Source organism: Okeania sp. SIO3B5 (assembly GCF_010692555.1).
GTDB lineage: Bacteria > Cyanobacteriota > Cyanobacteriia > Cyanobacteriales > Microcoleaceae > Okeania.
Window position 1 is genome coordinate 1 of record NZ_JAAHHG010000069.1, and the last position, 24,113, is coordinate 24,113.

Annotated in this window: 30 protein-coding genes and 1 pseudogene; 11 read left to right on the forward strand and 20 right to left on the reverse strand. The window is 35.7% G+C overall.

All coding sequences use genetic code 11. From position 1 onward, the window contains the following. Positions 1 to 182 precede the first annotated feature (182 nt). The 4 genes from F6K54_RS12175 to F6K54_RS12190 all read left to right on the forward strand — a co-directional run bounded on the left by F6K54_RS12175 (position 183) and on the right by F6K54_RS12190 (position 1,739). A complete protein-coding gene (locus F6K54_RS12175; protein WP_293077793.1) occupies positions 183 to 404 on the forward strand; it encodes a hypothetical protein in 222 nt (73 codons plus the stop codon). Positions 405 to 471: 67 nt separating this feature from the next. Next, complete coding sequence (locus F6K54_RS12180) at positions 472 to 918, forward strand: DUF29 domain-containing protein (RefSeq protein ID WP_293077795.1); 447 nt, start codon at positions 472 to 474, stop codon at positions 916 to 918. A 108-nt stretch (positions 919 to 1,026) separates the two neighbouring features. Next, the gene (locus F6K54_RS12185) at positions 1,027 to 1,377 is read left to right on the forward strand and encodes a DUF433 domain-containing protein (protein ID WP_293077797.1); all 351 of its coding nucleotides are present in this window, start codon (positions 1,027 to 1,029) and stop codon (positions 1,375 to 1,377) included. After that, on the forward strand, positions 1,374 to 1,739 hold the full coding sequence (locus F6K54_RS12190; protein WP_293077799.1) for a DUF5615 family PIN-like protein: 366 nt from the start codon (positions 1,374 to 1,376) through the stop codon (positions 1,737 to 1,739). The genes F6K54_RS12185 and F6K54_RS12190 overlap by 4 nt, the downstream gene beginning before the upstream one ends. Before the next feature lie 34 nt (positions 1,740 to 1,773). Here F6K54_RS12190 and F6K54_RS12195 read toward each other — a convergent pair whose 3' ends face one another. From F6K54_RS12195 to F6K54_RS12210, 4 genes are all read right to left on the reverse strand, one after another. After that, a complete protein-coding gene (locus tag F6K54_RS12195) occupies positions 1,774 to 2,151 on the reverse strand; it encodes a DUF433 domain-containing protein (protein ID WP_293077801.1) in 378 nt (125 codons plus the stop codon). A 208-nt stretch (positions 2,152 to 2,359) separates the two neighbouring features. Next, the gene (locus F6K54_RS12200; protein ID WP_293077803.1) at positions 2,360 to 2,551 is read right to left on the reverse strand and encodes a DUF6887 family protein; all 192 of its coding nucleotides are present in this window, start codon (positions 2,549 to 2,551) and stop codon (positions 2,360 to 2,362) included. Next, entirely contained in the window at positions 2,548 to 2,721 is a 174-nt protein-coding gene (locus F6K54_RS12205; protein WP_293077805.1) for a DUF6888 family protein, read from the reverse strand. The genes F6K54_RS12200 and F6K54_RS12205 overlap by 4 nt, the downstream gene beginning before the upstream one ends. Before the next feature lie 138 nt (positions 2,722 to 2,859). Beyond that, positions 2,860 to 3,066 carry a hypothetical protein gene (locus tag F6K54_RS12210; RefSeq protein WP_293077807.1) on the reverse strand — a complete coding sequence of 69 codons (207 nt, stop codon included), beginning with the start codon at positions 3,064 to 3,066 and terminating at the stop codon, positions 2,860 to 2,862. A 751-nt stretch (positions 3,067 to 3,817) separates the two neighbouring features. Between F6K54_RS12210 and F6K54_RS12215 the strand changes: the two genes are divergently transcribed. Next, positions 3,818 to 4,411, forward strand: a complete 594-nt coding sequence (locus tag F6K54_RS12215; RefSeq protein WP_293077810.1) for a hypothetical protein — start codon at positions 3,818 to 3,820, stop codon at positions 4,409 to 4,411. A 103-nt stretch (positions 4,412 to 4,514) separates the two neighbouring features. Here F6K54_RS12215 and F6K54_RS12220 read toward each other — a convergent pair whose 3' ends face one another. The 3 genes from F6K54_RS12220 to F6K54_RS12230 form a co-directional block, all read right to left on the reverse strand. After that, positions 4,515 to 5,498, reverse strand: a complete 984-nt coding sequence (locus F6K54_RS12220) for a hypothetical protein (RefSeq protein ID WP_293077811.1) — start codon at positions 5,496 to 5,498, stop codon at positions 4,515 to 4,517. A gap of 634 nt (positions 5,499 to 6,132) precedes the next feature. Continuing rightward, the gene (locus F6K54_RS12225; protein WP_293077813.1) at positions 6,133 to 7,011 is read right to left on the reverse strand and encodes a DUF726 domain-containing protein; all 879 of its coding nucleotides are present in this window, start codon (positions 7,009 to 7,011) and stop codon (positions 6,133 to 6,135) included. Positions 7,012 to 7,338: 327 nt separating this feature from the next. Then, positions 7,339 to 8,073: a hypothetical protein gene (locus F6K54_RS12230; protein WP_293077815.1), complete on the reverse strand. Its 735-nt coding sequence runs from the start codon at positions 8,071 to 8,073 to the stop codon at positions 7,339 to 7,341. A 729-nt stretch (positions 8,074 to 8,802) separates the two neighbouring features. Here F6K54_RS12230 and F6K54_RS12235 point away from each other — a divergent pair. Continuing rightward, a complete protein-coding gene (locus F6K54_RS12235; RefSeq protein WP_293077817.1) occupies positions 8,803 to 8,976 on the forward strand; it encodes a hypothetical protein in 174 nt (57 codons plus the stop codon). An 83-nt stretch (positions 8,977 to 9,059) separates the two neighbouring features. On the opposite strand, the gene mnmG is transcribed toward F6K54_RS12235, so the two are convergent. Beyond that, positions 9,060 to 10,985 (reverse strand): tRNA uridine-5-carboxymethylaminomethyl(34) synthesis enzyme MnmG, encoded by a 1,926-nt coding sequence (mnmG, locus tag F6K54_RS12240; protein ID WP_293077819.1) that lies wholly within the window; start codon positions 10,983 to 10,985, stop codon positions 9,060 to 9,062. A gap of 826 nt (positions 10,986 to 11,811) precedes the next feature. Here mnmG and F6K54_RS12245 point away from each other — a divergent pair. From F6K54_RS12245 to F6K54_RS42855, 3 genes and pseudogenes are all read left to right on the forward strand, one after another. Further along, complete coding sequence (locus F6K54_RS12245; protein ID WP_293077821.1) at positions 11,812 to 11,961, forward strand: helix-turn-helix domain-containing protein; 150 nt, start codon at positions 11,812 to 11,814, stop codon at positions 11,959 to 11,961. A gap of 10 nt (positions 11,962 to 11,971) precedes the next feature. Next, positions 11,972 to 12,148, forward strand: a complete 177-nt coding sequence (locus F6K54_RS42850) for a hypothetical protein (RefSeq protein WP_366558112.1) — start codon at positions 11,972 to 11,974, stop codon at positions 12,146 to 12,148. A 129-nt stretch (positions 12,149 to 12,277) separates the two neighbouring features. Further along, positions 12,278 to 12,700 (forward strand): annotated as a pseudogene (locus F6K54_RS42855) (restriction endonuclease); the annotation flags it as partial. Here F6K54_RS42855 and F6K54_RS12255 read toward each other — a convergent pair. Together F6K54_RS12255 and F6K54_RS12260 are read right to left on the reverse strand one after the other, a co-directional pair. Then, positions 12,697 to 13,578, reverse strand: a complete 882-nt coding sequence (locus F6K54_RS12255; RefSeq protein WP_293077823.1) for a site-specific DNA-methyltransferase — start codon at positions 13,576 to 13,578, stop codon at positions 12,697 to 12,699. The pseudogene F6K54_RS42855 and the gene F6K54_RS12255 sit on opposite strands and share 4 nt — an antisense overlap. Positions 13,579 to 13,756: 178 nt before the next feature. Next, a complete protein-coding gene (locus tag F6K54_RS12260) occupies positions 13,757 to 13,882 on the reverse strand; it encodes a hypothetical protein (RefSeq protein ID WP_293077825.1) in 126 nt (41 codons plus the stop codon). Between the two features lie 460 nt (positions 13,883 to 14,342). On the opposite strand from F6K54_RS12260, the gene F6K54_RS12265 reads away from it, so the two are divergent. Further along, the gene (locus F6K54_RS12265; protein ID WP_293077859.1) at positions 14,343 to 14,765 is read left to right on the forward strand and encodes a HipA domain-containing protein; all 423 of its coding nucleotides are present in this window, start codon (positions 14,343 to 14,345) and stop codon (positions 14,763 to 14,765) included. A 50-nt stretch (positions 14,766 to 14,815) separates the two neighbouring features. Further along, positions 14,816 to 15,559, forward strand: a complete 744-nt coding sequence (locus F6K54_RS12270; protein WP_293077827.1) for an HIRAN domain-containing protein — start codon at positions 14,816 to 14,818, stop codon at positions 15,557 to 15,559. A gap of 87 nt (positions 15,560 to 15,646) precedes the next feature. Here F6K54_RS12270 and F6K54_RS12275 read toward each other — a convergent pair whose 3' ends face one another. The 10 genes from F6K54_RS12275 to F6K54_RS12315 all read right to left on the reverse strand — a co-directional run bounded on the left by F6K54_RS12275 (position 15,647) and on the right by F6K54_RS12315 (position 24,080). Next, a complete protein-coding gene (locus F6K54_RS12275) occupies positions 15,647 to 16,300 on the reverse strand; it encodes a lectin-like protein (protein WP_293077829.1) in 654 nt (217 codons plus the stop codon). A gap of 741 nt (positions 16,301 to 17,041) precedes the next feature. Then, positions 17,042 to 18,526 carry a hypothetical protein gene (locus tag F6K54_RS12280; RefSeq protein WP_293077831.1) on the reverse strand — a complete coding sequence of 495 codons (1,485 nt, stop codon included), beginning with the start codon at positions 18,524 to 18,526 and terminating at the stop codon, positions 17,042 to 17,044. Between the two features lie 102 nt (positions 18,527 to 18,628). After that, positions 18,629 to 19,156 carry a DUF29 family protein gene (locus F6K54_RS12285; protein WP_293077833.1) on the reverse strand — a complete coding sequence of 176 codons (528 nt, stop codon included), beginning with the start codon at positions 19,154 to 19,156 and terminating at the stop codon, positions 18,629 to 18,631. A gap of 145 nt (positions 19,157 to 19,301) precedes the next feature. Next, complete coding sequence (locus tag F6K54_RS12290) at positions 19,302 to 19,829, reverse strand: DUF29 family protein (RefSeq protein ID WP_293077835.1); 528 nt, start codon at positions 19,827 to 19,829, stop codon at positions 19,302 to 19,304. 36 nt (positions 19,830 to 19,865) lie between these two features. Beyond that, entirely contained in the window at positions 19,866 to 20,156 is a 291-nt protein-coding gene (locus F6K54_RS42860; RefSeq protein ID WP_366558113.1) for a hypothetical protein, read from the reverse strand. A 9-nt stretch (positions 20,157 to 20,165) separates the two neighbouring features. Beyond that, positions 20,166 to 20,393 (reverse strand): DUF29 family protein, encoded by a 228-nt coding sequence (locus F6K54_RS42865; protein ID WP_366558114.1) that lies wholly within the window; start codon positions 20,391 to 20,393, stop codon positions 20,166 to 20,168. Positions 20,394 to 20,569: 176 nt separating this feature from the next. After that, a complete protein-coding gene (locus tag F6K54_RS12300; RefSeq protein ID WP_293077837.1) occupies positions 20,570 to 21,040 on the reverse strand; it encodes a DUF3368 domain-containing protein in 471 nt (156 codons plus the stop codon). After that, entirely contained in the window at positions 21,037 to 21,792 is a 756-nt protein-coding gene (locus tag F6K54_RS12305) for a UPF0175 family protein (protein ID WP_293077839.1), read from the reverse strand. Before F6K54_RS12305 ends, F6K54_RS12300 begins: the two co-directional genes overlap by 4 nt. 53 nt (positions 21,793 to 21,845) lie before the next feature. Beyond that, positions 21,846 to 22,931, reverse strand: a complete 1,086-nt coding sequence (locus tag F6K54_RS12310) for a TRAP transporter substrate-binding protein (protein WP_293077841.1) — start codon at positions 22,929 to 22,931, stop codon at positions 21,846 to 21,848. A gap of 54 nt (positions 22,932 to 22,985) precedes the next feature. Continuing rightward, positions 22,986 to 24,080 (reverse strand): WD40 repeat domain-containing protein, encoded by a 1,095-nt coding sequence (locus tag F6K54_RS12315; RefSeq protein WP_293077843.1) that lies wholly within the window; start codon positions 24,078 to 24,080, stop codon positions 22,986 to 22,988. Between the last annotated feature and the right edge of the window lie 33 nt (positions 24,081 to 24,113).

Consider the following 24,113-nt stretch of genomic DNA (forward strand, 5'->3'; position numbering starts at 1 on the left):
AAATCATCATAATTACCTGGTGTCCTAACTATAGTAGCGATTGTTATAGCTGCTGAGAAATTTGGTACAGCAATCTTGATCATTGCATCATTTTAGATGAAACAGTCCACTACTAAACTCTAACTAAACTTAAGTTATAATTTAGGGAAAATAATAGTAATTAGATGAGGATAGTATAGATTATGGCAACACTAGAAGAGGCTCTTATAATAGTTAACCAACTTTCCATTGAACAAAGAGAAATGTTATTAGAAATTGTTAAAAATCAAATGATTGAAGCTAGTCGAGAGGAAATAGCTCAAGAAGCAAAAGAAGCGATCGCCTCTTTTCATAGAGGAGAATTACAATCTCAGCCTATAGAAAATATTATCACTGAGTTACAAGCAACTTTAACAGAAAATTAATAAGAAAAATTGTTTTTACCCCAAAATTTAAACGGTCATTTCGTAAATTTGTGAATAAACATAAAACATGGTTAATAAAATTACCGATCTAAAATTACTGTATGAAGAAGATTATTTCCTGTGGTTAGAAGAAACAATCAAACTACTAAATAATCGTCAATTAGAAAACCTAGATTATGAGAACTTAATTGAGGAATTAGAAGCATTGGGTAGAAGTGAAAAAAGTGCTGTTGAAAGTTTTGTGACTTTAATTATTCAACATTTACTATTTTATCAATATTGGGAGGAAGAAAGAGCTAATAACTCTAGGCATTGGCGTGGAGAAATTTTTGCTTTTCGGACTCAATTAGAATTCAAAATCACAACAAATTTACGGAATTATTTAGCTGAACGACTTGACTATCTTTATAGTAAAGCTAGAAAAGGTGCTCAAATTAAATCAGAACTTCAATTACCAGAAATTAACCCTTATTCTCTGGAACAGATATTGGATGAAGATTGGTTACCAGAGTAATTATTTAGGTATAAAACCTATTCACTCTGACTCCTGACTCCTATTTCCTGACTCCTAACCTAAGCAGTAACCTAAATATTTGTAGCAAAGATTTATCAAACTGGTATAATGCAAATCCAAGACTACTTTAATTTTTTAGCCTCTGATGATATCCGCATCAAAGGTAGCCGTATTGGTATCGAAAGTATTCTCTATGAATACATTTATCGTGCCAAAACTCCTGAAGAGATTGCTGAACAATTTGAGACTATTACCCTGGAACAAGTCTACGCTACCATCCTCTACTATTTACAAAACAAAGAGGAAGTCAGAAGTTACTTAGCTGACTGGCTAGAGTTTTGTCGCCAACAACGGGAAGAGCAAAAACGTAATCCTTCTCCTGCACGGCAGAGGTTTCGCCAATTAAAGGCAGAAGCAGATATTCAGCAAGAGTATACTGAGTTAGAGAAGACTGTATGACGATCCAATATTTGCTTGATGAGCATATCGCCCCCCTGTACCGAACCCAAATGGTACGTCAAGCACCCGATCTTGTTGTCAGAATGATTGGCGATCCAGACGCTCCTCCCAGAGGAACTCTCGATCCAGAGATTTTAATTTGGTGTGAGACTCATAATTTCATCTTAGTGACAAATAATCGAAAATCTATGCCCAAACATTTGGCAGATCATCTTACAGAAGGTCGCCACATACCGGGCATCTTTATCATCGATCCATCCAAAAATATTGGTGAAATTCTCACAGAGTTAATTATTATTGCGGGTGCTTCTTTTCCCAATGAGTATCAAGATCGGTTTGAATACTTACCATTGAGCGAATAAAAATAACTCACCGAATTGTAGTCAACCAAAATAATCATTTTTTCTTTGCTTGACGCTTGGTTTTCCTTTCTATCAGTTTAACTCGAACTGCTTCATATCCTGGACGGGGAGGACTGGCCGCAATTTTTGCCAAGCGATCGCGATTCCGTTCTTCCCAATATGCTCGAATTTCTTCTGCCATCCTCAAAACTTCCTGATACTCTGTCTCAACTTCTACTTGATGGTTTTTAATATAAGAAAGAACACCATGGAGTTCTTCCTCAGTAAGATCGAAAGCATCGCGAATGTACTTGGGTGGATACTCAGCTTTGAGATAATCTATAATGTCATAGAGAGTAATACGAGTACCTGAAATCGTCAGACCTCTTTCAGTACGGATAATAATTGCTTCTTTGTTAGGTTGGTTTATCATATTCCTTGTTGGCGTGAAAAATTTCAGCAGTCTTGTTTCCATTGTACTTTATATTTTGTTGCAAGGAAACTGGCACCATATAGAGAATGTTAAGCTGAAATATTAAGAAGGGGTTTGGTCTCCAAACCCCTACAAAATTGTAATTTATCGACAGATTTTGCTGACAATTTTCATTTGATTATTTGCACAGATATTCTCACATCAGCACTTATTGTTTTTGTTGTTTAATTTCTGCTAAAATTTCAGGTAATCTCTCGAAATCTTCCTCTGATAACTTACGCCCTGGTTTAGATTTTAGACGGTCAGCTAACGCATAAAACGCCTCGGTATCGTCTCGATGAGCTAATACATAAGCTCGTAATTCTGATTCATTCATAGTTTGAAAATTAGGATGATTCATAGAATTTTTACCTCTCCATTTCTGTCAATTAAAACTTGGATATCTTCACCTGCAAGAATGAAAATATCATTGCTTCTTTCATCTAGTCTAACTAGAGAAATTGGTAAATACATCTGTGTAATTCTTTGACAAATAATAAAACATTTAACCGCTTGTTTCTCTGTGGGCATTTTCACACTTCATACTGTTCTACTAAACTTACCCATAATAGTAGAAGTAAGGAAGAAGAGGTAAATATTTAAAAAAAGGCAAAACATGGGAGTGGGACAACTAGGAAGTCGCCCCATGTTAATACCCCAGGGAAACCTTTATCCACGAACAGCGCGGATTACTTTTGCTGCCGAGTGGGCGATCGCGCAAATAACTATGGAAGTACCAATGGCACTACCAACTATCAAACCAACTTCTTGATTTTCCATTGCCAAGTCGGTAAGTTTATCTATTAAATTAGGTCTAACTTCCTGGACTTCAATACAAGTTGTTTGTGTTTGCTTTTCTGGAAAGTTATTTTCCATGATTATTCTCCAGTATTAAAGGTCAAGCTACTTAATTTTCACTTTAACTAATACTGAAGAAAAAAAGTGGTCCAACTTTGCCTCACTTTTAGGTAAGAGTTAGTGAGGCAAAATTGGGAATATTGAACTGATTTTGCCGAATAACCTTTAAACATTTAGCACTCGACTCTGGATAAGTAGTAGTAGTAGCTTAACCAAAGACTGGAGTCATGGGAATAGAGTTGCTTCTTGTAGCATTTACGGTAAAAAATTAATGATTACATCAAAAAACTACAACTTAATGATTACATAAAAACAACTACAACAAATTGCGTAGATTTATCTTTATTATCTCCTGATATATTGAAGATTGCAATGTCAAAAATGTGTTAATTTTGGTTGATTTTTCCCAATAACCTTTAAACATTTAGCACTCGACTCTGGATAAGTAGTAGTAGCTTAACCAAAAGACTGGAGTCATGGGAATAGAGTTGCTTCTTTTAGCATTTACGGTAAAAAATTAATGATTACATCAAAAAACTACAACTTAATGATTACATAAAAACAACTACAACAAATTGCGTAGATTTATCTTTATTATCTCCTGATATATTGAAGATTGCAATGTCAAAAATATGTTAATTTTGGTTGATTTTTCCCAATCACCATGATACTTTTATAAACTAATAATGACCGATGCAGTGCTTAGTTAAGTATGCTAAAAGAAAAAGGTAGTAGTAGTAGTTTGAAACCAAAATAAAAACGTAATTTCATGGGACGAGAAACAAGTTCAATAAAGCTTAACAAAAAAGGTATGATAGTGATTAATATAGCCAGAAAGAAAAAAGGTTGGAATAAAACAGAGCTGAAGTGGTGCTGGGAAGCAGAAGTCTCCGAATCAACCTTGAAACGTTTTATGAATGGCAGACCTATTTCGCCTAAAAATTTTCAAAACCTATGTGAAGTTGTAGGAATAAAAGAATGGCACTCCCTCGTTGATTGGGAAAATAGTGACAGTACCACCGTTGCTCAATTTTCTGAAGAACTTCTCGTCACTTCCCTTACCGAAAAAAAACCACAATCTAAAGGAGGAATAGCTGTAACTGGCGTTTTCACTTCAGAAAAAAAGTTGGAAGTGGAAATGGCACTGGAGCGTTTACGGGAGCTTTTAATGGAATGCAAAATTGTAGTTAAATCTCCACAGGAACCTGAGTCCAACTATGGATGTTCCGTGTATGGTCTTTTTAGTCTAGATCAACAGTTAGAAATTGAAGTAGCATTGGAGCATCTGAGGGTACTTTTGCTTACCTGCACAATTACATTGCACAACAGAAATACCCCTGAAACCTCCAACAATCAAATATAGAATTCATAGTTCTTGAAATTGTATTCTATATTTATGAAAACTGTTATTAATTACGATGGAATACCAAGAAGGGGTTTGGTCTCTAAACCCCCTACGAATACGATTAATTTTTTGCTGATTTATTTGATTTAACATTGATTAAACTATTCAGAATTCCAAACCAAAAAGGCGCTCCCTGAGAAATCGCAATAATACTTAAAATCCATCCTGTAACTACTTTTATAACATTAGAAAAATTCAAGGGTCTGAACTGTTCCTTTAGTGGTGCTGAAAGGTTCCATCCAACGGGCAAATTATCAATTCCATCTACAGCATCTAGAATACTTGAAATACAAGTTTGAACTTCAGTATCATTATTGACTTCCGAACATGAATTTGATTGAGAATTTGAAACTACTACTTCCGTTACTCTATTACTTATGGTTGAGGTAATTTCGCTTTTTGATAATTTGTTGATAATATTCACTGTGTCAATATTGAACATCAAAACAACTATTACAGATAATATAATGGAAATATATTTCGATTTTCTAAGGTAATTTTCTTGAGCATATTCTATTGCTCTATTAAACCAAGACTCAAGTTCTTGCTCTAAATATTGAAGCTGCTCTCCTTTGTCTTGAAATTTATTGATCGCTCTTTGTGCAATTGCAGAAAGGTCTCGTTTCATTTTGTCAGAAAAATGACAATCACTGCTATTAATATCTTCAACAATTTTCTCCAATCCATACTCACTGTAGAAATTTCTATTTTTATATTTTAATTCTATTGCCACTAGCTCGATCAAATCAGTAACAAACTGTTTAGCAGATATTTGTTCTATTCCCCCAGATTTTGGTGCTTTCTTTTGGTTTGATGATAGAGATAGATCGAGAGGCTGTAAATATTTTTGATAAAATTTTTCTGTATAAGATTCCCCTTGTTGTGGTTCCTCTCCTAACAAACGATAAATAGTTTCTTTTAAGTTCTTAGCTTTTAAGTTAAAGAATAAAACAATTTTTTCTTGAATTGCATAAGTGAAAAAACTAGCAGCTAAATAAATAAAAGCGAGGGCAATTGCGATGGTGATGATAGTAGATAAACTCATAATTATCTTTAGTTTTAGACTGTAATATTTGAACTGGTTTTTACAATAATTGAAAAGTGGCGTTGGTGAATTTAGCTATGATTTTCGTGCTTAGGGAATAGTTCATTAATGGATAATGGATAATGGATAATTGATAATTGATAATTACCTCTGGTTAAAACCGAGAGAATTGAATATCAGGAAATATCCTAGCACTTTTTTTTCCCTTAAAAGGGGAGGCTTTAAACCTGAATTATTTAATTATTAATTATTAATTATTCGGTAACAGGTAAGGAAGTTGCATGAAACGTCCCTACAGATTATTTGGCGTTGCACAGTGACGAATGATTTGAGATTTTTGATGAAAGAGATTTTGGATTTGATAATTGCTAGAACGATTAATATTAGGTTTTTTTTAGTCAAAGTCGAACACCTATTTTTGGCAGTATCATTCCATAATGTGCAACCTCGATTATTTTGTTTACCGAAAAATTGTGGGTATGCGCCTCCCTTTTTAAAGGGATAAAAAAAGAGACTATTCCTTATATCAAGCCTCTTGCATTCGGTGCGGAATGCTGCGCAAACAGCTAGAGGTACTGATAACTGATAACTGATAACTGATAACTGAAATGAAGGGTTGTTCGAGACCTTATTGCTAAGAGTAACTCAGTTTTCTTTCTGAAATGGTTCGCCATTTTAAAGTTCTAGATTTAGATGCTATTGTTGGTCGCTCTAATTTTAAGTTTCTGGAAGAAGTTTTGAGAATTCCTAATTGTGAAAGAATCCACTGCACTGATTTTTCTCCTTCCCAGTAATCACTATGATCGTAGTTTTCCATATCTTTGGTATTAGACCAAACTCCCATCTTGGGGTTTCCTGTGAAACCTACAGCCCGATCGAATCCTTCTCCTGATAATTTTTGACCGATGGGAAAAGTATATTTTAAAACCAAATCTTTTTTTGAGTATAAGATACGATATTTCTCTGTAGAAGAAATACTAGGATTTAATTGCTGACCTGGTTGTACCATGGACAGTGGAACAGCAGCAGCCATTAAAAAAACTTCCAATTTAAAGTTAGTTTTTAAGGTCTTTTTTAAAGCTTCAAGTAATAAACGACACCCTAAAGAATGTCCTATTAATATAATACGAGGTTGCTTATTACTTGTCGGAAAATTTAATTTGTTCAAATATTCAGCAAGCTTTTCCCCACAATTTTTAGCCACATCTACTGTTTTATAATAAGAGACTATACTTTCAATTTTATTCGGTTTATCGGAAGGCCAAATCAACCAATAGATTGCTTTGTTTAATGTTGATAATTGATTAGAGTATTGATGAAAATTTTTTTGAAATTTTTCGTATGCTTCTTCCGCTCCTTCTTGTGCAACATTATATCCATGAGTTAGAATAATTATGTCACTAGAAGTTATGGTAGTTTTACCATGAACTTCTTCTCTAACTTCATATTTATGTTCATTTTTTCTGAGGCTTATTATTTGATCTTTACTTTTCTGATTGTTATCTTTGAGCATTTTCAGATATTGTTAATATTTAATATATACTAATATGATTTTAGTTGTGATATAGCAATCCTATGTTATTTGTATCAAAAATCTTACTACATTTTTAGGGAACAGGGAACAGGGAACAGGGAACAGGTAAGAGTTTTAGTTTTTTTATTTACTTTTTGATTACCCGCAACCTATTTAGGATTGCTATATATTGGAGACTGTTGTTTTAGGGAATAGGGAATAGGGAATACATAAGAATAAGATAACTGCTATATTCTATACTTCAAAGGAACACTTCAATTCTCACATCTGATTCCTGATTGCTATATACTTATCTTGAAATTATTTCTATCTTTTACCAAGTATATTGAGTAAGAAATTACGAATTGTCGGAGCTAAAAATCCTGATATCAGACAAAAAGAAAAAATCAGTATTAATTCATCATAATCCTGAATATTATCCCCAATCAAAAAGTTAGTGGGTACTGTTAATAACCTATCTAAAAGTATAAAACTGATCAGTATTGAAAAAAAATAGTCTACTTTGAGCCACCACTTAGCTAGAGTAATTTGAAGATCGTCAAGGCTTCTATCTGCGCTATTCAATAGCTGTTCCTCTATCATAGCTAAATTGTTTTGTTCCTCATTCGATAAGTCTTGAGCATTTTTACTTTTTAATTTTTCTAAATTTTCTGGATGTACATCGCGAGCAAATATATCTAATAAAGCACCCTCTCCGGAATCAACTTGATTCCGTAAAGCATTAGTAATCTGACCACATAGCTGTTGATAGGGAAGAGAATAAATATTCGATCCATTACCCATCCCTACCGAACGTTGAAAAGCAGTCATCTTATCTTTAACAGGAGTAATATTTCTCCCGTTCATCCATTGTCTAATAATTAATCTTTGTAGATATGAACGAATTAATAAATTGTAAATAGCTTCTGTTATGATAGCTGTGAGAATTGACTGCATCAGAATAGTGCTAGCAACATACCATGTTGTATGATGCAATTGCTGTACACAAGCTTGGTATTCGCCTATATTTTTTATTTCTTCAGGGCATACTATATCACTCATTGACTTAGAGCTAATTCTTAATAATTTTACTTCTGATGATTTTAACTTATAAAACTATATTCAATTAGTTAGTTTAACTATATTGTTACATTTCTTAAAAAAACTGTGAGTGGGGTCAGGATAAGTTAAAAATTTAATTATACACTTATTTTGAAAATGAAACTGTCCTGCCTCTCGGAGTAGGAGATAGCTTGAATAAGAGGTCTTCATTTGCCTAAACTTACCCACAAAATCAATCTAGACCTGCTAATAAGTTGGGTAGAAAAAAAGCGAAGTTTATCTATTAAGAATAGACCCAACAAAAAGCGCTTTGTCTATTGAGTTGGGCTATCGCTATTCCAGTAATTAAGCATTAACAGAAGTTAATTGCTCTTGTCGATATTTTATCTCCAAATAAACCAACAAAGTCAGTAGAGACAACAGTAGTGGACTGTTTCATCTAAAGTAGTGCATTAGAATTGTCATTGCGAACGACAGTGAAGCAATCTCTAGTGGATTTCCTATTGCATCATTTAAGATGAAAAAGTCCAGTAGGGTGTGTTAGCGAAGCGTAACTGAGCGGAAATTAATATTGTAGATGGTGCGTTACATTTGATTAACGCACCCTACAAAAGCTTTTAACTTTTAACTTCCACAAGTAACTGAGCGAAAATTAATATTTTAGTGGTGCGTTACATTTCATTAACGCACCCTACTGGACTGTTTCATCTAAAGTAGTGCATTAGGGAGATGGGGAGATGGGGAGATGGGGAGATGGGGAGATGGGGAGATGGGGAGATGGGGAGAAAGATTATTGTTGGGTTTATCCGTAGGATAAGCTGCGAAGATCGTCCCGATACCAAACCTACATCTATTGCAACATTTAAGATGAAACAGTCCACTACAAAAGCTTTTAACTTTTAACTTTTAACTTCCACAAGTAACTGAGCGAAAACTAACATTGTACATGGTGCGTTACATTTCATTAACGCACCCTACAAAAACTTCTAACTTTTGACTTTTGACTTTTGACTTTTGAATTCTAATAGTCGATATTGCACTTCCAAATAAACCAACAAAGCATTAATATCTGCCGGGTTTACCCCCCCTATTCGAGACGCCTGCCCAATAGTTAAAGGCTGAACTTTCGATAATTTTTCCCGCGCCTCCAACGACAAAGTAGAAATAGCAAAATAATCTAAATTAGCAGGTAATTTTCGATTTTCTTGCCGACTAATTTGGTCGATTTGATTTTGTTGTCTTTGCAAATAACCGGAATATTTAATATCAATTTCCGCTCCCTCTTTTTCAACTAATTTCAAATCTAAATTCCCCAAATTATACCTTTCCAAATCCACATAATGGAAACCAGGTCGGCGCAAAAGTTCAGCCAAAGTAATCGAACCTTTAATTTTTGTCTGAGTATCAGCAACAATATTAATAGCAACCTCTTCTAACTCTTTAATTCGAGTTGAATTTAACCGAGCTTTTTCAGCAGTAATATTAGCTTGCTTACTCTCAAATAACTCCCACCGACGGTCATCAATTAAACCAATTTCTCGACCAAAAGGAGTTAGTCTTTGGTCAGCATTATCAGACCGTAAAATCAACCGATATTCCGAACGACTCGTTAACATTCGATAGGGTTCGCGCAAATCTTTTGTACATAGATCGTCAATCAAAGTACCAATATAACTTTGTTCCCTGGGGAAAATAATCATCTCTTGATTCTTAACAAATTTAACCGCATTTATTCCCGCTACAAGACCCTGAGCTGCTGCCTCTTCATATCCAGTGGTACCATTAATTTGACCAGCACAAAATAACCCCTCAATTTTCTTAGTCATCAACGTCGGATAACATTGAGTTGCAGGCAAATAATCATATTCCACCGCATAAGCAGGTCGTAACATCACACAATTTTCCAAACCAGGCAAACTCCGCAACATTTGTAATTGCAATTTCTCAGGCAAACCAGTAGAAAACCCCTGAATATAAAGTTCCGGAATATCACGACCTTCCGGTTCAATAAATATTTGATGACTACTCTTATCAGCAAAGCGAACAATTTTATCCTCAATACTCGGACAATAACGGGGACCTTTCGCATCCACCCACCCACCATAAACAGGAGACAAGTGCAAATTATCGCGAATCAGTTTGTGAGTTTCTTCAGTAGTGCGCGTCAGATAACAACACATCTGTTCCCGTTCCACCCAAACTTCCGGATCGAAACTAAACCAACGCACTTTTTCATCCCCTGGTTGCGGTTCCAGATCGGTGTAGTCAACAGAACGTTTGTCAACTCTGGCGGGAGTACCTGTTTTCAGTCGTCCGGTTTCAAAGCCAAGTTTATTGAGGGTTTCGGTGAGACCGATGGCAGGAAATTCACCCGCGCGACCTGCTGGCATTGATTTGTTGCCTACCCAAATAACTCCCCCCAGGAATGTTCCGGTGGTGAGGATGACAGCTTTACATTTGAAAGCGACGCCGAAGTAGGTTTCCACTCCGATAATTTCGTCATTGTCTCCCAGAATTAAATCTGTCACCATGCTTTCCCGGACTCGGAGGTTTTCTTGGTTTTCGACAATATTACGCATAACGGCAGCGTATTCCCGTTTGTCAGTTTGAGCGCGTAATGCCCAAACAGCAGGGCCACGAGATGAGTTGAGGATGCGTTTTTGGAGATAGGTGCGATCGCTCATTTTGCCAATTTCTCCACCCAAAGCATCCACCTCGTGGGTAAGTTGAGATTTGGCAGGTCCCCCAACAGCAGGGTTACATGGTTGCCAAGCTATTTTGTCGAGGTTGAGGGTGAGTAGGAGGGTGCGGCAACCGAGGCGTGCAGTTGCGAGAGCAGCTTCACACCCGGAGTGGCCTGCGCCTACTACGATGATGTCGTATTCGTCTTGGAAATCGAAAGTTTTGGTCATTTCAGTTATCAGTTATCAGTTATCAGTTATCAGTACCGACTCCTAAAGTCGGAAGTTTGAAAACCGGAATTTTCTTTTTCATCCCCCAGAAAGGAGAGACTTGAGACCTAATTTTTTGGTCATGGTAAATGTCTGAGTTATAGCTAAGAAAGAATTAGTTAGGACATAGACTGATGATAAATCTTAGACAGCGGAAATGTTTTTCCAACTGTCCCCCTGTTCCCTATTCCCTATTCCCTGCTATAGAAAGACATATAAATGATTGTAGCGACTAAATCAAATTTTTAATTTTTGCAGACTATAGTCTGAAGACTAAATTACTAGAGAATCTTAAGATAATCTTCAAATATATTTTCAGCTCAAAGTGAGTTTAGCAGAAGCATTTGGAAGGGTTTTGAAGCAAAAACGGGAAGCTTTAAAGTTAAGTCAAGAAGAGCTTGGGTTTGAAGCTGGTTTACCATTTTTTGGGTTTAAAGCCTCGCCCATAAGCGGGCGACTTTCCATATTATGACTTTCTATGTTATGATGAGATTGGTTTAAAAACCCGCCTTGTCTCATAAATACTGTAGAAAAGAAGATTAGGTCGAAACTCCTTCAGTTGAGAGCAGAACAAGGGAAGCTTTCAGGTCAATGAGCAGTTCAAACTTGAGGGCACAAATAAACACCCATAAGAATTTTTAATAAGTCGCGGGAGGGCATTCCGAGACTTTAAATGGATGTGGAGGCAAGCGTAAGACTACTGTCAAAGTAGCAGCAGCCGGTGAAACGTCAACCCGCCGAGGAGCTACGGCTCGGTAGGAATCCCCGCGCCTTTAGGCCGGGGAGGATGTCAAACCGGACTTATATTAGTCTTTTGGAGCGTGGTTTAAAGTCACCAACTTTAGATGTAATTTTTCGATTATCGACTGCTTTAAATATTCTTCCTTCTCAGTTTATTGCAGAAGTTGAACAGTTAATAAATACTACTTCAAGCTAGTAAAAAAAGAATGAAAATTCAGAAAATGGAAACTCTATTAACTTCCCCAGAATTTGAGACTAATAGTATCTATTTACAAGCTCGTCACAATGTTGAAGAAGCAATAAAAAAAGTTGAATGGCCTGAAGGAAGTGGAAAATTTACTATCTATCCAGAAAGTGTTCAACAATTAATAATTAATAATTAATAATTAATAATTACCTCTCCTTGAAAGCGGATAGGATTGACTAATCATGAAAATTTTTTCTTGTTTCTCCTTTAAAGGATAGGCTTTAAACCTTAATTATTCGGTAAAAAAAGAGGAGAAGGAAACGGTGTTAAACCAATAAAAGTAAAATTTATCGAGTATTTACAAGCTAAAGGTTGGAGAAAAGAAGCGTCTATAAGCGATAACTTAGGAAATGTAGATGCTGTGTTTAATAGAGCAGGTAAAGTAATAGCTGTGGAATGGGAAACAGGAAATATTTCCTCAAGTCATCGCTCTATTAATAAAATGGCATTTGCTATTCAAAGACAAGATATTTTAGCTGGGTTTTTAATAGTTCCTTGTCGGACTTTAGCAAAATATCTGACTGATAGAATTGGTAATTTTGAAGAACTAGAACCCTACTTTGATTTTTGGCGAAACTGTACGGTTTGCTATCCAGGTATTTTGAGCATTATTGGCATAGAATATGATGATACAAGTTATGATGTACCTAGAATTCCTAAAGGTACATCTGGAAGAGCAAAAAATTAACTTTCAACATAATCATTATTTTGATGATAATGTAAATTCCCCTCAGTTAACCTTTCAATAATTACATCACAATTTTGTATTTCTACACCAATCCAATTCCGACTATTTGCTTCACAAACTGCATAAGTTGTACCACTCCCGCCAAATGGATCGATAATTAAATCTCCTGGTAAACTAGACATTTGAATAACTCGATCTAACAACTTTGTTGATAGTTGATTAGTCTTTCGTTTTTTACTTTTAAATTTCCAATGACGTACAGGGGGAATATCATTCCAAACATCGGTTAAATTAACACCCAAGGGATTCATTGCCTGACGATGACCACCATAGTCTTTGATTTCTTTGCCACAATGACGACAAGTTTCTATAGGAGTCCTGATTTTTCTAAATACTTTTGGTTTACCTTTAGAATAATATAAAAGGCTGTAGTGACTGGGGTAAAGTCTACCAGTTATTGGCATACTAACTTTTAAATTAATTGTTATCCAATGACGAAAACTTAAACCACAATTTATCAGATGAGAGCCTAATAATATATTCCATTTAGGTAAATTATAAATAAACAAACTACCACCAGGTTTGAGGATTCGACAACATTCATTTATCCAAGCAAAACACCAATTCAAATATTCACTATCTGCTAGAGAGTCATTAGATTTATTGCCATAATTTTTCCCTAAATTAAAAGGAGGATCAGCAAAAATTACATCAGCAATTTCATCTTTGATATTAGGTAAAATTTTCAGGCAGTTTGCCTCAAATAAAATACCTTGAGTTGAACTAAAACATGGTTCAATTTTTTGGGCATCCTCAAAGCATTTTTCCCAAGAAAATTTACTTAAATTATTAAAGTTTAAAGAAAGTTGTTTTGCCATTTTACAATATAAAAGTAGGGGTAGGTTGAGAACCTACCCCCTAGATAAATTTAATGCTTTGACAGGCGCACAGTATTTCAACAATGCCATTACTCCCCGTGCAGTTCGGGGTACCTCATCTATTTATTTATTGTAATGCACAATAAAATAATTCAGTATATATTAAAAAAAATAATACTTAATCTATAAAGTGTTTATCTTGCTTATCATGGTAAATGTATGAATATGAAGTTGCGATCGCTAACTCTTGAACAAAATTTTCATACCAAAAAATTAAGGCGATCGCTCTATTAAAACTCAACAACAGAAGTTAATTTAGATGAGAAATTAATAACTACTAATGTGCGATTTATCTGACATTATATGAAGTTCCAGAAGATTCAATTTTAGAAACTGAACAGTTAGGAACTAAGGATAAATTTTGGTATTGCCAGGATGAACTTAACTATTTATACAAAAAAGCTAGACCTAATACTGGGGAAGCTTGGGCAGAAAAAATAGCATCAGAATTATGTGAATTACTAAAGCTACCTCATGCACATTATGAACTAGCAATTTGGAAAGGTAATTTAGGCACAATTTCTCCTTCCTTTGTACCAGAAAATAAGACTCTCATACTTGGTAATAAAATTTTAGTAAAAATAGACGAAAGTTATCCCGAATTTAATAATTATAAAGTTTCCGAACATACTCTTGATATTGTAGTTGAGGCGATCGCCTATAATTCTATCAATTTACCTTTAAACTGGAAACCTCCTGAAGGTATTGAAACAGCAATAGAAACTTTTGTTGGTTACTTATTATTAGATGCTTGGATAGGTAACACTGATAGACATCACGAAAATTGGGGATTTATTATGAATGATTCAGTAAGTTTAGCACCAACATTCGACCACGCATCTAGTCTCGGTAGAGAGTTACTAGACTCCGAAAAACAGAAGAAAATCAATAATCAAGTTGTCAAAAATTATGCAGCTAAATCCAGGTCAGCAATGTATGATAAAATAGGAGATAAAAAAGCCATGTTAACACTAGATTTATTTGAAAAAGCAGCACAAGAATATCCCAAAGCTGGTCTAATTTGGCTCCAAAATTTAGCCAATATCTCAGAAGAGGATACTTTGTCTTTATTTGAACGTATACCTAAAAATTGTATCTCGGAAATTTCTATTGAATTTGCTCAATAAATTCTGACAATTAATCAAAATAGACTTTTACAAATAAGAGAGAATTTGCTATGAAAAAATTATTTTTAGCTTGGGAAGACCCCATTACTCGTGCTTGGTTTCCTGTAGGTTCTTTAACTTATAAAAACAATTGGTATGAATTTATTTACCTTAGAGGTGCAGAAGAAGCTAAAAAAATTGGTTTTTCTGGTATTTGGTCTTTGAATGACTTTGACAAAGTTTATCGCTCTCAGGAATTATTGCCTGTATTTTCTCATAGAATTATGAAGAAAACGCGACCAGATTATCCAGATTTTATTAGCTGGCAAAATCTCTCTGAAACAGAAGATGATCCTATGGTTTTATTGTCTCGTAGCGGAGGTAAAAAAGTAACAGATAATTATGAAGTTTTTCCTTATCCAGAACAAGATAAAAATGGTGCTTATCATCTATATTTCTTTACTCATGGTTTCCGATATATGGCATCTGAAACTATTGACAGAATCAAAAAATTAGAGGTAGGAGAAACTTTGTATTTAATGCACGATTCGCAAAACGATTTTGACTCAAATGCTTTAATGCTACGCACCAAAGATTTTTACCTTTTAGGTTTTTGCCCTCGATATTTATTAAATGATGTTTTTCCCCTACTAAAAAAGTATCCTGATGCAGTTAAAGTAACATTAGAACGGGTAAATCTACCACCAGCGCCATTACAAATGAGATTGCTTTGTCATTTAATAGTCAAACATGATGATTTTCAACCTTTTTCTAGCGAAATGTATGAATCTTTAGCTGTACCAATTTTTCGTTAAATTTAAGTATCAAGTGAGGGCGAATGCCATTCGCCCATACATATCGGGTTTTCAAGGAGAAGCGTGCGTAAGTCCTGGAAATGATATTTATTTCTTTTTCTCTAACTTACACTGCCATGACCGATATAAACCTAAACCACTAAAAACAAATAAACTCAGCACTCCCGTTGGTTCATAAACTGGAACAGTTGCCAGTCCTCCATACTCAATATAATAACCTGATACCTGCCAATCATCATTGCTAGCTAAATCATTCCAAAAACCAGTGAAGCTAATTTGAGCAAAATCTTCACCATCATCAGTGTTGGGAGTATTATTAGGCTCTAATATAGACCAATTTGCATAACTATTATTAACAACTGAACCTTGAGGTACAGCACTACCTTGCCAAAACTGCATTCCTGCTTCTGGGCCTGTCACCCATTTCCATACTCCCTCTTCGCTAGCATCACTTGCACCGATCCATCCTTCACTAACTTGATCTAAATCATTAGTAGCAATAGAATTAACAAAATCACTTTCTGCTGCTGAAGTGATGGTTACTAGATAACCTTGAAAACCATTAAAGTATTTATTTTCTGCTGCAATTTTTGCTTCTTGCCAAGTCAACCTTTCTGGGACAGATACATATTCATAATAATGTCCTGTATCTGAAAAAAAAAGAGCTGCTGAAGCTGTTTTGCTAATTCCTAAGCTGATTAAAATTGCACCAATAGTAGCAAAAGATAATTTTTTGATCATGGTATTTATAACTAATCTACAAAAATAAGTAGGTGGCCATAAATAAACGTTAAAACGAAAAATCAGAAAATGAAGTCATAAAGCAATCCTTATCAGGTTTTCACTGTTCTGAATCTTCATCACTATATGGATAATTAAACCTACCTACTTAATCATTACATTTTTATTTAATGATTGTAAGTAACTTTACGAATGTTTCATAAAAATGTTAAACTTGTAAGTAATTTGGCATAAATCAACCAAACTATGAAAATATAAGTAAATACTAATAATATAGTAGTGCATCAAGAAAGTGTGGGGATGTTAACGAAGTCAGAAGTCAGAAGTTATTTTTAGAACTGGGATTCGAGCTTCGCTCCAAAAATATTTAGCCTTAAAAGGTGGGGTTTTAGACCCATATTATTTTGATAAGATGAATATAGTCCCTAAATCATGGAAATAATTAGGGCTTGCGCTCATAAAACTGAAAGTCAGGATAGCTAAGGCTTAAGAGTTTTTTATATTCAATTTATCTCCTAGTTTATGGCTCTTATTTGCCTCAAAACACTGAATTTTTCTGCTGAAACTCAAGAAAATTTCTTCACATAAAATGGCTGAAACCGTTCCCTGCTCCCCACACATCGACCCGTCACCGCGTCACCGCGTCCCCGTGTCCTACCCCCACAACTAATTTTTCAGCAGACCCTAATTATGGGATGTCCTCTATGTGGTCATCACAAACCCTCTACCTTCTTTATTCAACTATTCCTGAGCAACCTCATCCTCTGAACTTTTCGGAAAATTTCCCTGCTGATAAGCAGTAATTTGCTCGTCACTCAACAGATCCATAAAATCTGCTAACTCACTATAAGTAACACATCGAACTTCTGGTAAACCACAGACAGACTCAGCAAACCGAAACATTGCTCTCCAGTAAGCGCCGTTATTCCAAGCTGAAAAATGATGCCCAATATCTATAGGAGCGCGGTTGCCATTGTAGTTCTTCTGGAAATATTTTATGTAAGTTTTCAGAGTATCCTCCTCATAACGTTTCGCATTGCGAGGGTTTGGTTTTGCCTTGGAATGCAAATAATAAAAATTGTAATCCATTGATAGAACATTTTTTCCACGAGAGTTAGTCAGACTAGCTAACGGAAAGTTCCAAATACCATTTTCCTTTCGCGGCCAATAGTTAGATAATGCTACTTTGCTGGTGTCATAACGGAAACCATTTTTCGCTAACACTTTATACAAACCAGGACTTCGAGCTAATAGTGGTGCGCGAAAACCTTCGATGGCAGTGCGATCGAATACTAGGGAACCTGGAAATTCATTAATTTTATGCGCTCCCAAGAAAAATTGCTCGAAATATTTAAACTCTTCGCTCCAGTCTTTCTCACTCCATTTGCTACCATCAAAATGACCAACTGCATGAGACCCGATCTCGTGACCTTCTTGATAAGCGAGGTTAACCTGTTCGAGTCTGAGAGCAATATCTTCCGCTGTATCACCCCAACCAATATCCGACCTACCTTTTCCTTTCCCACCGGGAGCATCGTAAAGTTTTCGTTTGTCTTTGCTGACAAAATATACTGCACTGACAAAATAAGTGAACCGCAGGTTAATACCTTTTTTCTCCATTTCTTGGGCAAAGTTGCGCGATCTTTTCCAAGCGTCTAGGGATCTGGAACCATCAAATGCTAACATCACAAATTGGGGCGGTTTATCTATTTTGCTCACGATACCTTCATCTTGCATCAGTTTGTAGAGGAAACGTGCATTCCAAAGGTTCAACTGACAGCTATTTCCACCGTTAGCTTTGACACAAGCAGAAATTAATTCTTGAGGAAAAGGACCCATGACTTGGTTATTTTCGACGCAATAACCGATAATTTTGTTGAGGGTAGCTCCCTCCGGACATCTTCTGTTTCCGTATGCTTGGAGAAATAATTTTTCTGACCATTGGTTACTGTTGCAACTGCCCCCACCTCCCCATTCTCGACATTTTTTAATCATTGTTGGAGTAAATGGTCCCAGAGCGTATTCGCCGTTAGTATAGAAGTATCCACCTTTGTCGTTAATGGGCTTTTTTTCAAATTTTAATGTCTCTAATTTAGAATTGTTAGTGGGTGTAGGGTTGTCGGAAATATTTGATGTGTTGCTACAGGCAGATATTAAGATTAAAATACTGTAGATAAAAAGGCTATGGTATGATTTTTGTTTTTTTAGCACTTTAATATTTTTCACTCCTCTAATGTAAGCAATTCAGCGGTCAGCTAGCCTCCTATCGGAGGAACTACGTTATCAGCTATCAGCTTTATAGAATTAAAAGTATGAGTAATAGTTCCCCTACTTATTCTTCCTACCAAATTTCCAATCTTCTCCACCTGCTAATAAAGTCAAATTATCGCTAATAACAGCTAACAAATCTTTAGCAGAATAACTGTAAGTTAAGGCTAAAAAACTCTTAGCAGTTGTGATTATAGAATTTTTATCCACCATTTCCTCCAGTTGAAACGGACTGTAAGCACCATTTTTAACCTCCACGCTAGCATCACCAATAGCAAGTTCTATAGCATTTTCTAACATTTCGTCCCATTCATCTTCTTTGATGTAATAAGAAATTTTATTTTCCTTTAAATTTAAGCTTTTAATTTTTCTAATTGAAGCCCGAATTGATGCTGCCCAGGAATTAGTTAATCGCCCTTCTACCTGATTTTTGATTAAGTGAATTAATACCACAGTTAAATAAGAATCTATCTTGAAAAGGGTGTCTTTTTTACTCATGGCATCCAGTTCGTCAATAATTGCTAAGGCATCGTGATTTCTGCCTTCCATTATGCAAGTTCTTAAGTCAATTAACTCTTGAGTTGTCATTAGTTTTTTCTCCTGAAATTAACAATTACAGCGCTTCCTTACTGTTATAAGGTACACCCTCGCGGGCAAGATGCCCGCACTATAATATTTTCACCATTTACCTTGTACATCATTTGCCCGAAATATGCTGTAACAATTAAAAATACTACTTATTTCTCTTACCAAACTTCCAATCTTCCCCACCGGGTAATAATGCCAAATTATCGTCAATAATTGCGGCTATAATCTCCGGTTGATGTGCGTAAATTAAGGACAATAAACTCAAAGCATTTTCGGTAACTTGAGTTGTTTCTACCATTTCTTTTAGTTGAAACGGACTGCAATTACCATCTAGTGCTTCCACGCTTGCATCTCGAATAGCTGCTTCTATAACTTGCGCGATCGCCTTTCTCCATTCATCTTCTTTGATGTAATAAGAGGTTTTATTTGGCCTCAAATTCAAGACTTGAACTTTTATAATTGAAGCTCGAATTGATGCTGCCCAGGAATTAGTTAAACGTCCTTCTACCTGATTTTTAATTAAGTGAATTAATACCACAGTTAAATAAGAATCTATCTTGATAAGTATGTCTTTTTTACTCATGGCATCTAGTTCGTCAATAATTGCTAAGGCATCGCGATTTCTACCTTCCATAATGCAAGTCCTTAAGTCGATTAATTCTTGAGTCGTCATTAGTTATTTTTCTCCTGAAATTAACAATTAAAAATGCTATTTATTTATACTACCAAATTTCCAATCTTCCCCACCTGGTAATAAAGTCAAATTATCGTCAATAACAGCTAACAAATCTTTAGTAGAATAAGCATAAGTTAAGGCTAAAAAACTATTAGCAGTTGTGATTACAGAATTTTTATCTACCATTTCCTCCAGTTGAAACGGACTGTAAACGCCATTTTCAACCTCCACGCTGGCATCGCCAATAGCACACTCGATCGCCACTTCTAGCATCTCATCCCATTCATTTTCTTTGATGTAATAAGAGGTATTATTTGGCTGCAAATTAAAGTCTTAAATTTCAAGAGTTGCATTGTGGATGAATACTGCCCAGGAATTAGTTAAACGTATTTCCACCTGATTTTTAATTAAGTGAGTTAACATCACAATTAAATAGGATTTGATTTTTCTGATGATGTCTTTTTTACTCATGGCATCCAGTTCGTCAATAAGTGCCAAAGTATCCCTGGTTCGTCCTTGGAGAATGCAGGTTCTTAAATCAATTAATTCTTGAGTTGTCATCAGTTATTTTCCTATAAATTAATCCTATGGTATATTGTATTTTATCCCGTTTTTCTACAAATACAACCCTGTTTTTTCCAGACTTAACTTAAACTTCATTTCCTATCATACCTTGACCTCCGATCAAAACAAGATATCTGGTCAGGTATCAAATCATCATTATTCCGGACATAATATTAATACTGACTTAAAAGAGATTTAATTAACTTTGATGAAGCACGAAAAGTAGTTTTTTCCAAAGCAGCAATAGCTTGAGAAAAATCTACTAGATTTTGTTGAGCAGCTCGATCCAGAATACCAAGTAATCCAGTTACTTTCAGTCCTTTGCTACGGGCAACTTTTCTGCCTAAAGCTTCATCAATAATAATCAAATTTGCTTCTTGCTGAATGGCTAAAATCATAGCTGCTTTTTCCCCGGCATTTAAGACCTCTAAATCCTTGTCTACAGGAACGGTAACTTCTTTAATTATTAACCATTTTGGGGGAGTTTTAATCCAATTTTTGACCACAATAGGTGATCGCTCATGGGATAATTCTTGTTGCACTATTCGAGGAATTAAAACTTTACCGTACAGTTGAGGCAGCAGTTGAATTTGCTTAATTAGAAGTAAATAACAAATCGGCGAAGTATCCGAAACAACTATCATAACCTCTTTAATTTTCCCTCTTTTTCTAGTTGTTCGTGGGTTTGGCGATCGCTCATAAAATCCTCTTCATCGTAGTCTAAATCAACTCCTTTAGACTTAAGAAAATTATCGGCTTCTAAAGGGGTTGAAAAACCAAATAATTCTCGCAATTTACCACTACTAATAGAACCTTCGCGATAAGCTTCTACATATCTAGAAACTAATTGGCGATACTCTATTGTGGGATCGCCAACAGGTACTTTAGTATTTTTAATTTCTGATTCTGATACTGATTTAACCAATTTTTCTACATCTTGTATAGCTGCAGGTAAGTCTTTTTGACTTCCTACTTTCAGCTTGATCGATCCTTTTTTATCAATTTTTACTTCAACCTCAGTTGCTTTCCCAGACAGACGCTCCCATAAAAACGTTATCAAGGTCTTTATATTTGCTAGACTAAGCTCTATATTTAAGATTCCTGATTCTTGCTTGTCACCTTTATGTCCTTCAGGTAATTTTGAAACAGGTACACGTGTAGCCTCTACTTCTTCGAGATTGTCACGCATTTGTTTAAACAATTTCTGCGTAAAGACTTCTAGTAGTTCTTCATCATCTAGATTATTAGAATTTCTAAAATCTATTGTAAGCAGAACATTAGATGTGTTAAGTATATTACTCATGGCATCCAGTTCGTCAATAGTTGCTAAGGCATCGTGATTTCTACCTTCCATAATCCAACAAGTTCTTAAGTCGATTAATTCTTGAGTTGTCATCAGTTTTTTTTCCTATAAATTATTTATTAGCAAACCGTCAGGCTTTCTATACTTTATAATATAAAGCTTATCTTACTAAATTCCAATTCATTCACCCCATGCCACTGATATATCTGCTCACGAAAAGTCTTCCATTGTTCGTATACTTTTTTAAATGTCGTATCCTTACTAGCATTTTCTTCGTAAATTTCAAAAGCTTTTTTCTTACATACTTGTAGGATTTCTTGGCTATAGGGAGTCAGCTTCGTTCCTCCTGCAATTATTCGTCGTAGTGCTGACCGATTTAGCTTATCGTACCTGGCAATCGTTCTTAGATTAGCTTCTGTACAAGCCGCTTTGAAAATTTCCTGATACTCGTCTGATAGTTGAGCCCACCTAGCCCGGTTTACCTGCACTTCATCAGAACTACCAGGCTCCCACCAGCCAGGATAATAGTAGAAAGCCGCAACTTCATTCAAACGTAGCCTCTCATCCTCATAAGGTCCAATCCACTCTGCTGCATCAATTTCATTGTTCCTCATCGCCTGGTAAATTTCACCACCTGCTAGCCTTCGGACATCTACACCTAACTGCTTCATTACCTCACCACCTAATCCAGGGATACGCATCTTTAACCCTTTCATATCTGCTACACTATTAATTTGTTTCTTGAACCATCCTCCCATTTGCACACCACTATTGCCGGCAGGAAAATTAATTACACCAAACTCAGCATATATCTCCTGCATTGCCTCTAGCCCACCCCCCTCATAGAGCCAAGCGTCCTGCTGGCGAGCATTTAGGCCAAAAGGGACTCCTGTACCAAAGGCTAGTGCTAAACTTTTATCAATATAGTAGAAACTATCAGTGTGACCACATTCTACTGTTCCATTTTCTACCGCGTTTAATACTTTTAGTGCGGGCACTATCTCATTTGCGGGATAGGGCGTAATCAAAAACCGCCCATTGGTCATTTCACTGACCCGCTGACAAACAAATTCTGCAGCTCCATACTTGATATCCAGTGATTTAGGCCAGCTAGTCGCCATTTGCCAATTAATATTTGGTTGTGTCTTATTTTGAAAAATTAGACCACAAGATCCCAGAGCGGTAGTACCTGCAATGCCAATTGCACTGTAAAGAAATTTTCTACGTTTCATAATTTAGTCCTTTGAGCTAGAGAACCTACAGCAAAATTTGTATTTAGAAGTGAATTACCTGATTCGCCAAATTTTAATAGTGCGAAAAATATAACCAAATATTAGGATTTCCCCATTGGCATTAAAGCTAAGGATAATGCTCTCACCTATATGGTCTGATAAATTATAGGTCTGGAGTTGCTTATTACTCAGATTCCAGACCCGAACAGTTCCGTCAAGACTTCCACTAGCCAATTTTTGTCCGTCTAGGCTAATGTCAAGAGATATGATAGCTTCTGAATGCCCCTCCAATGAGTTCATTACCTGCCTAGTTTCGAGATTCCAAAGTTTGATTATTCCATTATTACTGCCACTAACGAGAAGTTGACTATCCTGCGTGAAGATAAGAGATGTCACCTTACCTGAACGGCTATCCAGAGATAGTCTCTCTTGACCATTTTCCAGGTTCCAAAGTTTGATTGTTCCGTCAATGCTACCACTAGCAAGAGTCTTTCCGTCTGGGCTAATTGTAAGAAACGTAATATTAGATGATTTTGTCCTGAGAGAAATTATTGATGTCTTAGTTTCCAGGTTCCAAAGTTTGATTATTCCTTGACTATCAGCACTAGCAAGAGTTTTTCCATCTGGACTAATGCTAAGAGACTTAATATCAAATGAATGTGCTCTTTCGATAGAAGGACGGCGTGCTCCTGTTGGTATTTCCCAAATATCAATATTATTACTGCCCCAACCTCCGCTAACAAGGATGTTACCATTTGGACTAATTGCAAGAGATGCAATACCACCTCCATTCTTTTTAGTCAGAGATTTGCTTTGTGGTTCTTCTGCTCTCAAATTCCACAGTTGAATGTTGCCATTATTACTTCCACTAGCGATAATTTGCCCATCTGCGCTGATAGCGATGGAGTAAATCTGGCCTGGGTTCCCAGTTAATTCTTTTTCTAAAGGTACTTTTTTCCCTAGAGGAACTCCTCTCCCTGGACTAGGAGTTGGGGTGATTAAGTTAGTAGGACTTGGAGACTCAAGTTGTTGTTTAATACCTGGTAAACCCTGTATCAGTCTCGACAAAACAAACCCAGCTATTGTCAAAATAACTATACCAAGGAAGAAAAATAAGAGTAATGGTATAGTTTCTTTTCTTTGAGACATTCATCTTAACTTTTGATATTCCATTCATCTTAA

Bases quoted from the DNA above. Each gene is read 5' to 3' on its own strand.
- F6K54_RS12175 (WP_293077793.1), top strand. From the start codon at position 183: ATGGCAACACTAGAAGAGGCTCTTATAATAGTTAACCAACTTTCCATT.
- F6K54_RS12180 (WP_293077795.1), top strand. From the start codon at position 472: ATGGTTAATAAAATTACCGATCTAAAATTACTGTATGAAGAAGATTAT.
- F6K54_RS12185 (WP_293077797.1), top strand. From the start codon at position 1,027: ATGCAAATCCAAGACTACTTTAATTTTTTAGCCTCTGATGATATCCGC.
- F6K54_RS12190 (WP_293077799.1), top strand. From the start codon at position 1,374: ATGACGATCCAATATTTGCTTGATGAGCATATCGCCCCCCTGTACCGA.
- F6K54_RS12195 (WP_293077801.1), bottom strand. From the start codon at position 2,151: ATGATAAACCAACCTAACAAAGAAGCAATTATTATCCGTACTGAAAGA.
- F6K54_RS12200 (WP_293077803.1), bottom strand. From the start codon at position 2,551: ATGAATCATCCTAATTTTCAAACTATGAATGAATCAGAATTACGAGCT.
- F6K54_RS12205 (WP_293077805.1), bottom strand. From the start codon at position 2,721: ATGCCCACAGAGAAACAAGCGGTTAAATGTTTTATTATTTGTCAAAGA.
- F6K54_RS12210 (WP_293077807.1), bottom strand. From the start codon at position 3,066: ATGGAAAATAACTTTCCAGAAAAGCAAACACAAACAACTTGTATTGAA.
- F6K54_RS12215 (WP_293077810.1), top strand. From the start codon at position 3,818: ATGGGACGAGAAACAAGTTCAATAAAGCTTAACAAAAAAGGTATGATA.
- F6K54_RS12220 (WP_293077811.1), bottom strand. From the start codon at position 5,498: ATGAGTTTATCTACTATCATCACCATCGCAATTGCCCTCGCTTTTATT.
- F6K54_RS12225 (WP_293077813.1), bottom strand. From the start codon at position 7,011: ATGCTCAAAGATAACAATCAGAAAAGTAAAGATCAAATAATAAGCCTC.
- F6K54_RS12230 (WP_293077815.1), bottom strand. From the start codon at position 8,073: ATGAGTGATATAGTATGCCCTGAAGAAATAAAAAATATAGGCGAATAC.
- F6K54_RS12235 (WP_293077817.1), top strand. From the start codon at position 8,803: ATGGGGAGATGGGGAGATGGGGAGATGGGGAGATGGGGAGATGGGGAG.
- mnmG (WP_293077819.1), bottom strand. From the start codon at position 10,985: ATGACCAAAACTTTCGATTTCCAAGACGAATACGACATCATCGTAGTA.
- F6K54_RS12245 (WP_293077821.1), top strand. From the start codon at position 11,812: ATGTCAAACCGGACTTATATTAGTCTTTTGGAGCGTGGTTTAAAGTCA.
- F6K54_RS42850 (WP_366558112.1), top strand. From the start codon at position 11,972: ATGAAAATTCAGAAAATGGAAACTCTATTAACTTCCCCAGAATTTGAG.
- F6K54_RS12255 (WP_293077823.1), bottom strand. From the start codon at position 13,578: ATGGCAAAACAACTTTCTTTAAACTTTAATAATTTAAGTAAATTTTCT.
- F6K54_RS12270 (WP_293077827.1), top strand. From the start codon at position 14,816: ATGAAAAAATTATTTTTAGCTTGGGAAGACCCCATTACTCGTGCTTGG.
- F6K54_RS12275 (WP_293077829.1), bottom strand. From the start codon at position 16,300: ATGATCAAAAAATTATCTTTTGCTACTATTGGTGCAATTTTAATCAGC.
- F6K54_RS12285 (WP_293077833.1), bottom strand. From the start codon at position 19,156: ATGACAACTCAAGAGTTAATTGACTTAAGAACTTGCATAATGGAAGGC.
- F6K54_RS12290 (WP_293077835.1), bottom strand. From the start codon at position 19,829: ATGACGACTCAAGAATTAATCGACTTAAGGACTTGCATTATGGAAGGT.
- F6K54_RS42865 (WP_366558114.1), bottom strand. From the start codon at position 20,393: ATGACAACTCAAGAATTAATTGATTTAAGAACCTGCATTCTCCAAGGA.
- F6K54_RS12300 (WP_293077837.1), bottom strand. From the start codon at position 21,040: ATGATAGTTGTTTCGGATACTTCGCCGATTTGTTATTTACTTCTAATT.
- F6K54_RS12305 (WP_293077839.1), bottom strand. From the start codon at position 21,792: ATGACAACTCAAGAATTAATCGACTTAAGAACTTGTTGGATTATGGAA.
- F6K54_RS12310 (WP_293077841.1), bottom strand. From the start codon at position 22,931: ATGAAACGTAGAAAATTTCTTTACAGTGCAATTGGCATTGCAGGTACT.
- F6K54_RS12315 (WP_293077843.1), bottom strand. From the start codon at position 24,080: ATGTCTCAAAGAAAAGAAACTATACCATTACTCTTATTTTTCTTCCTT.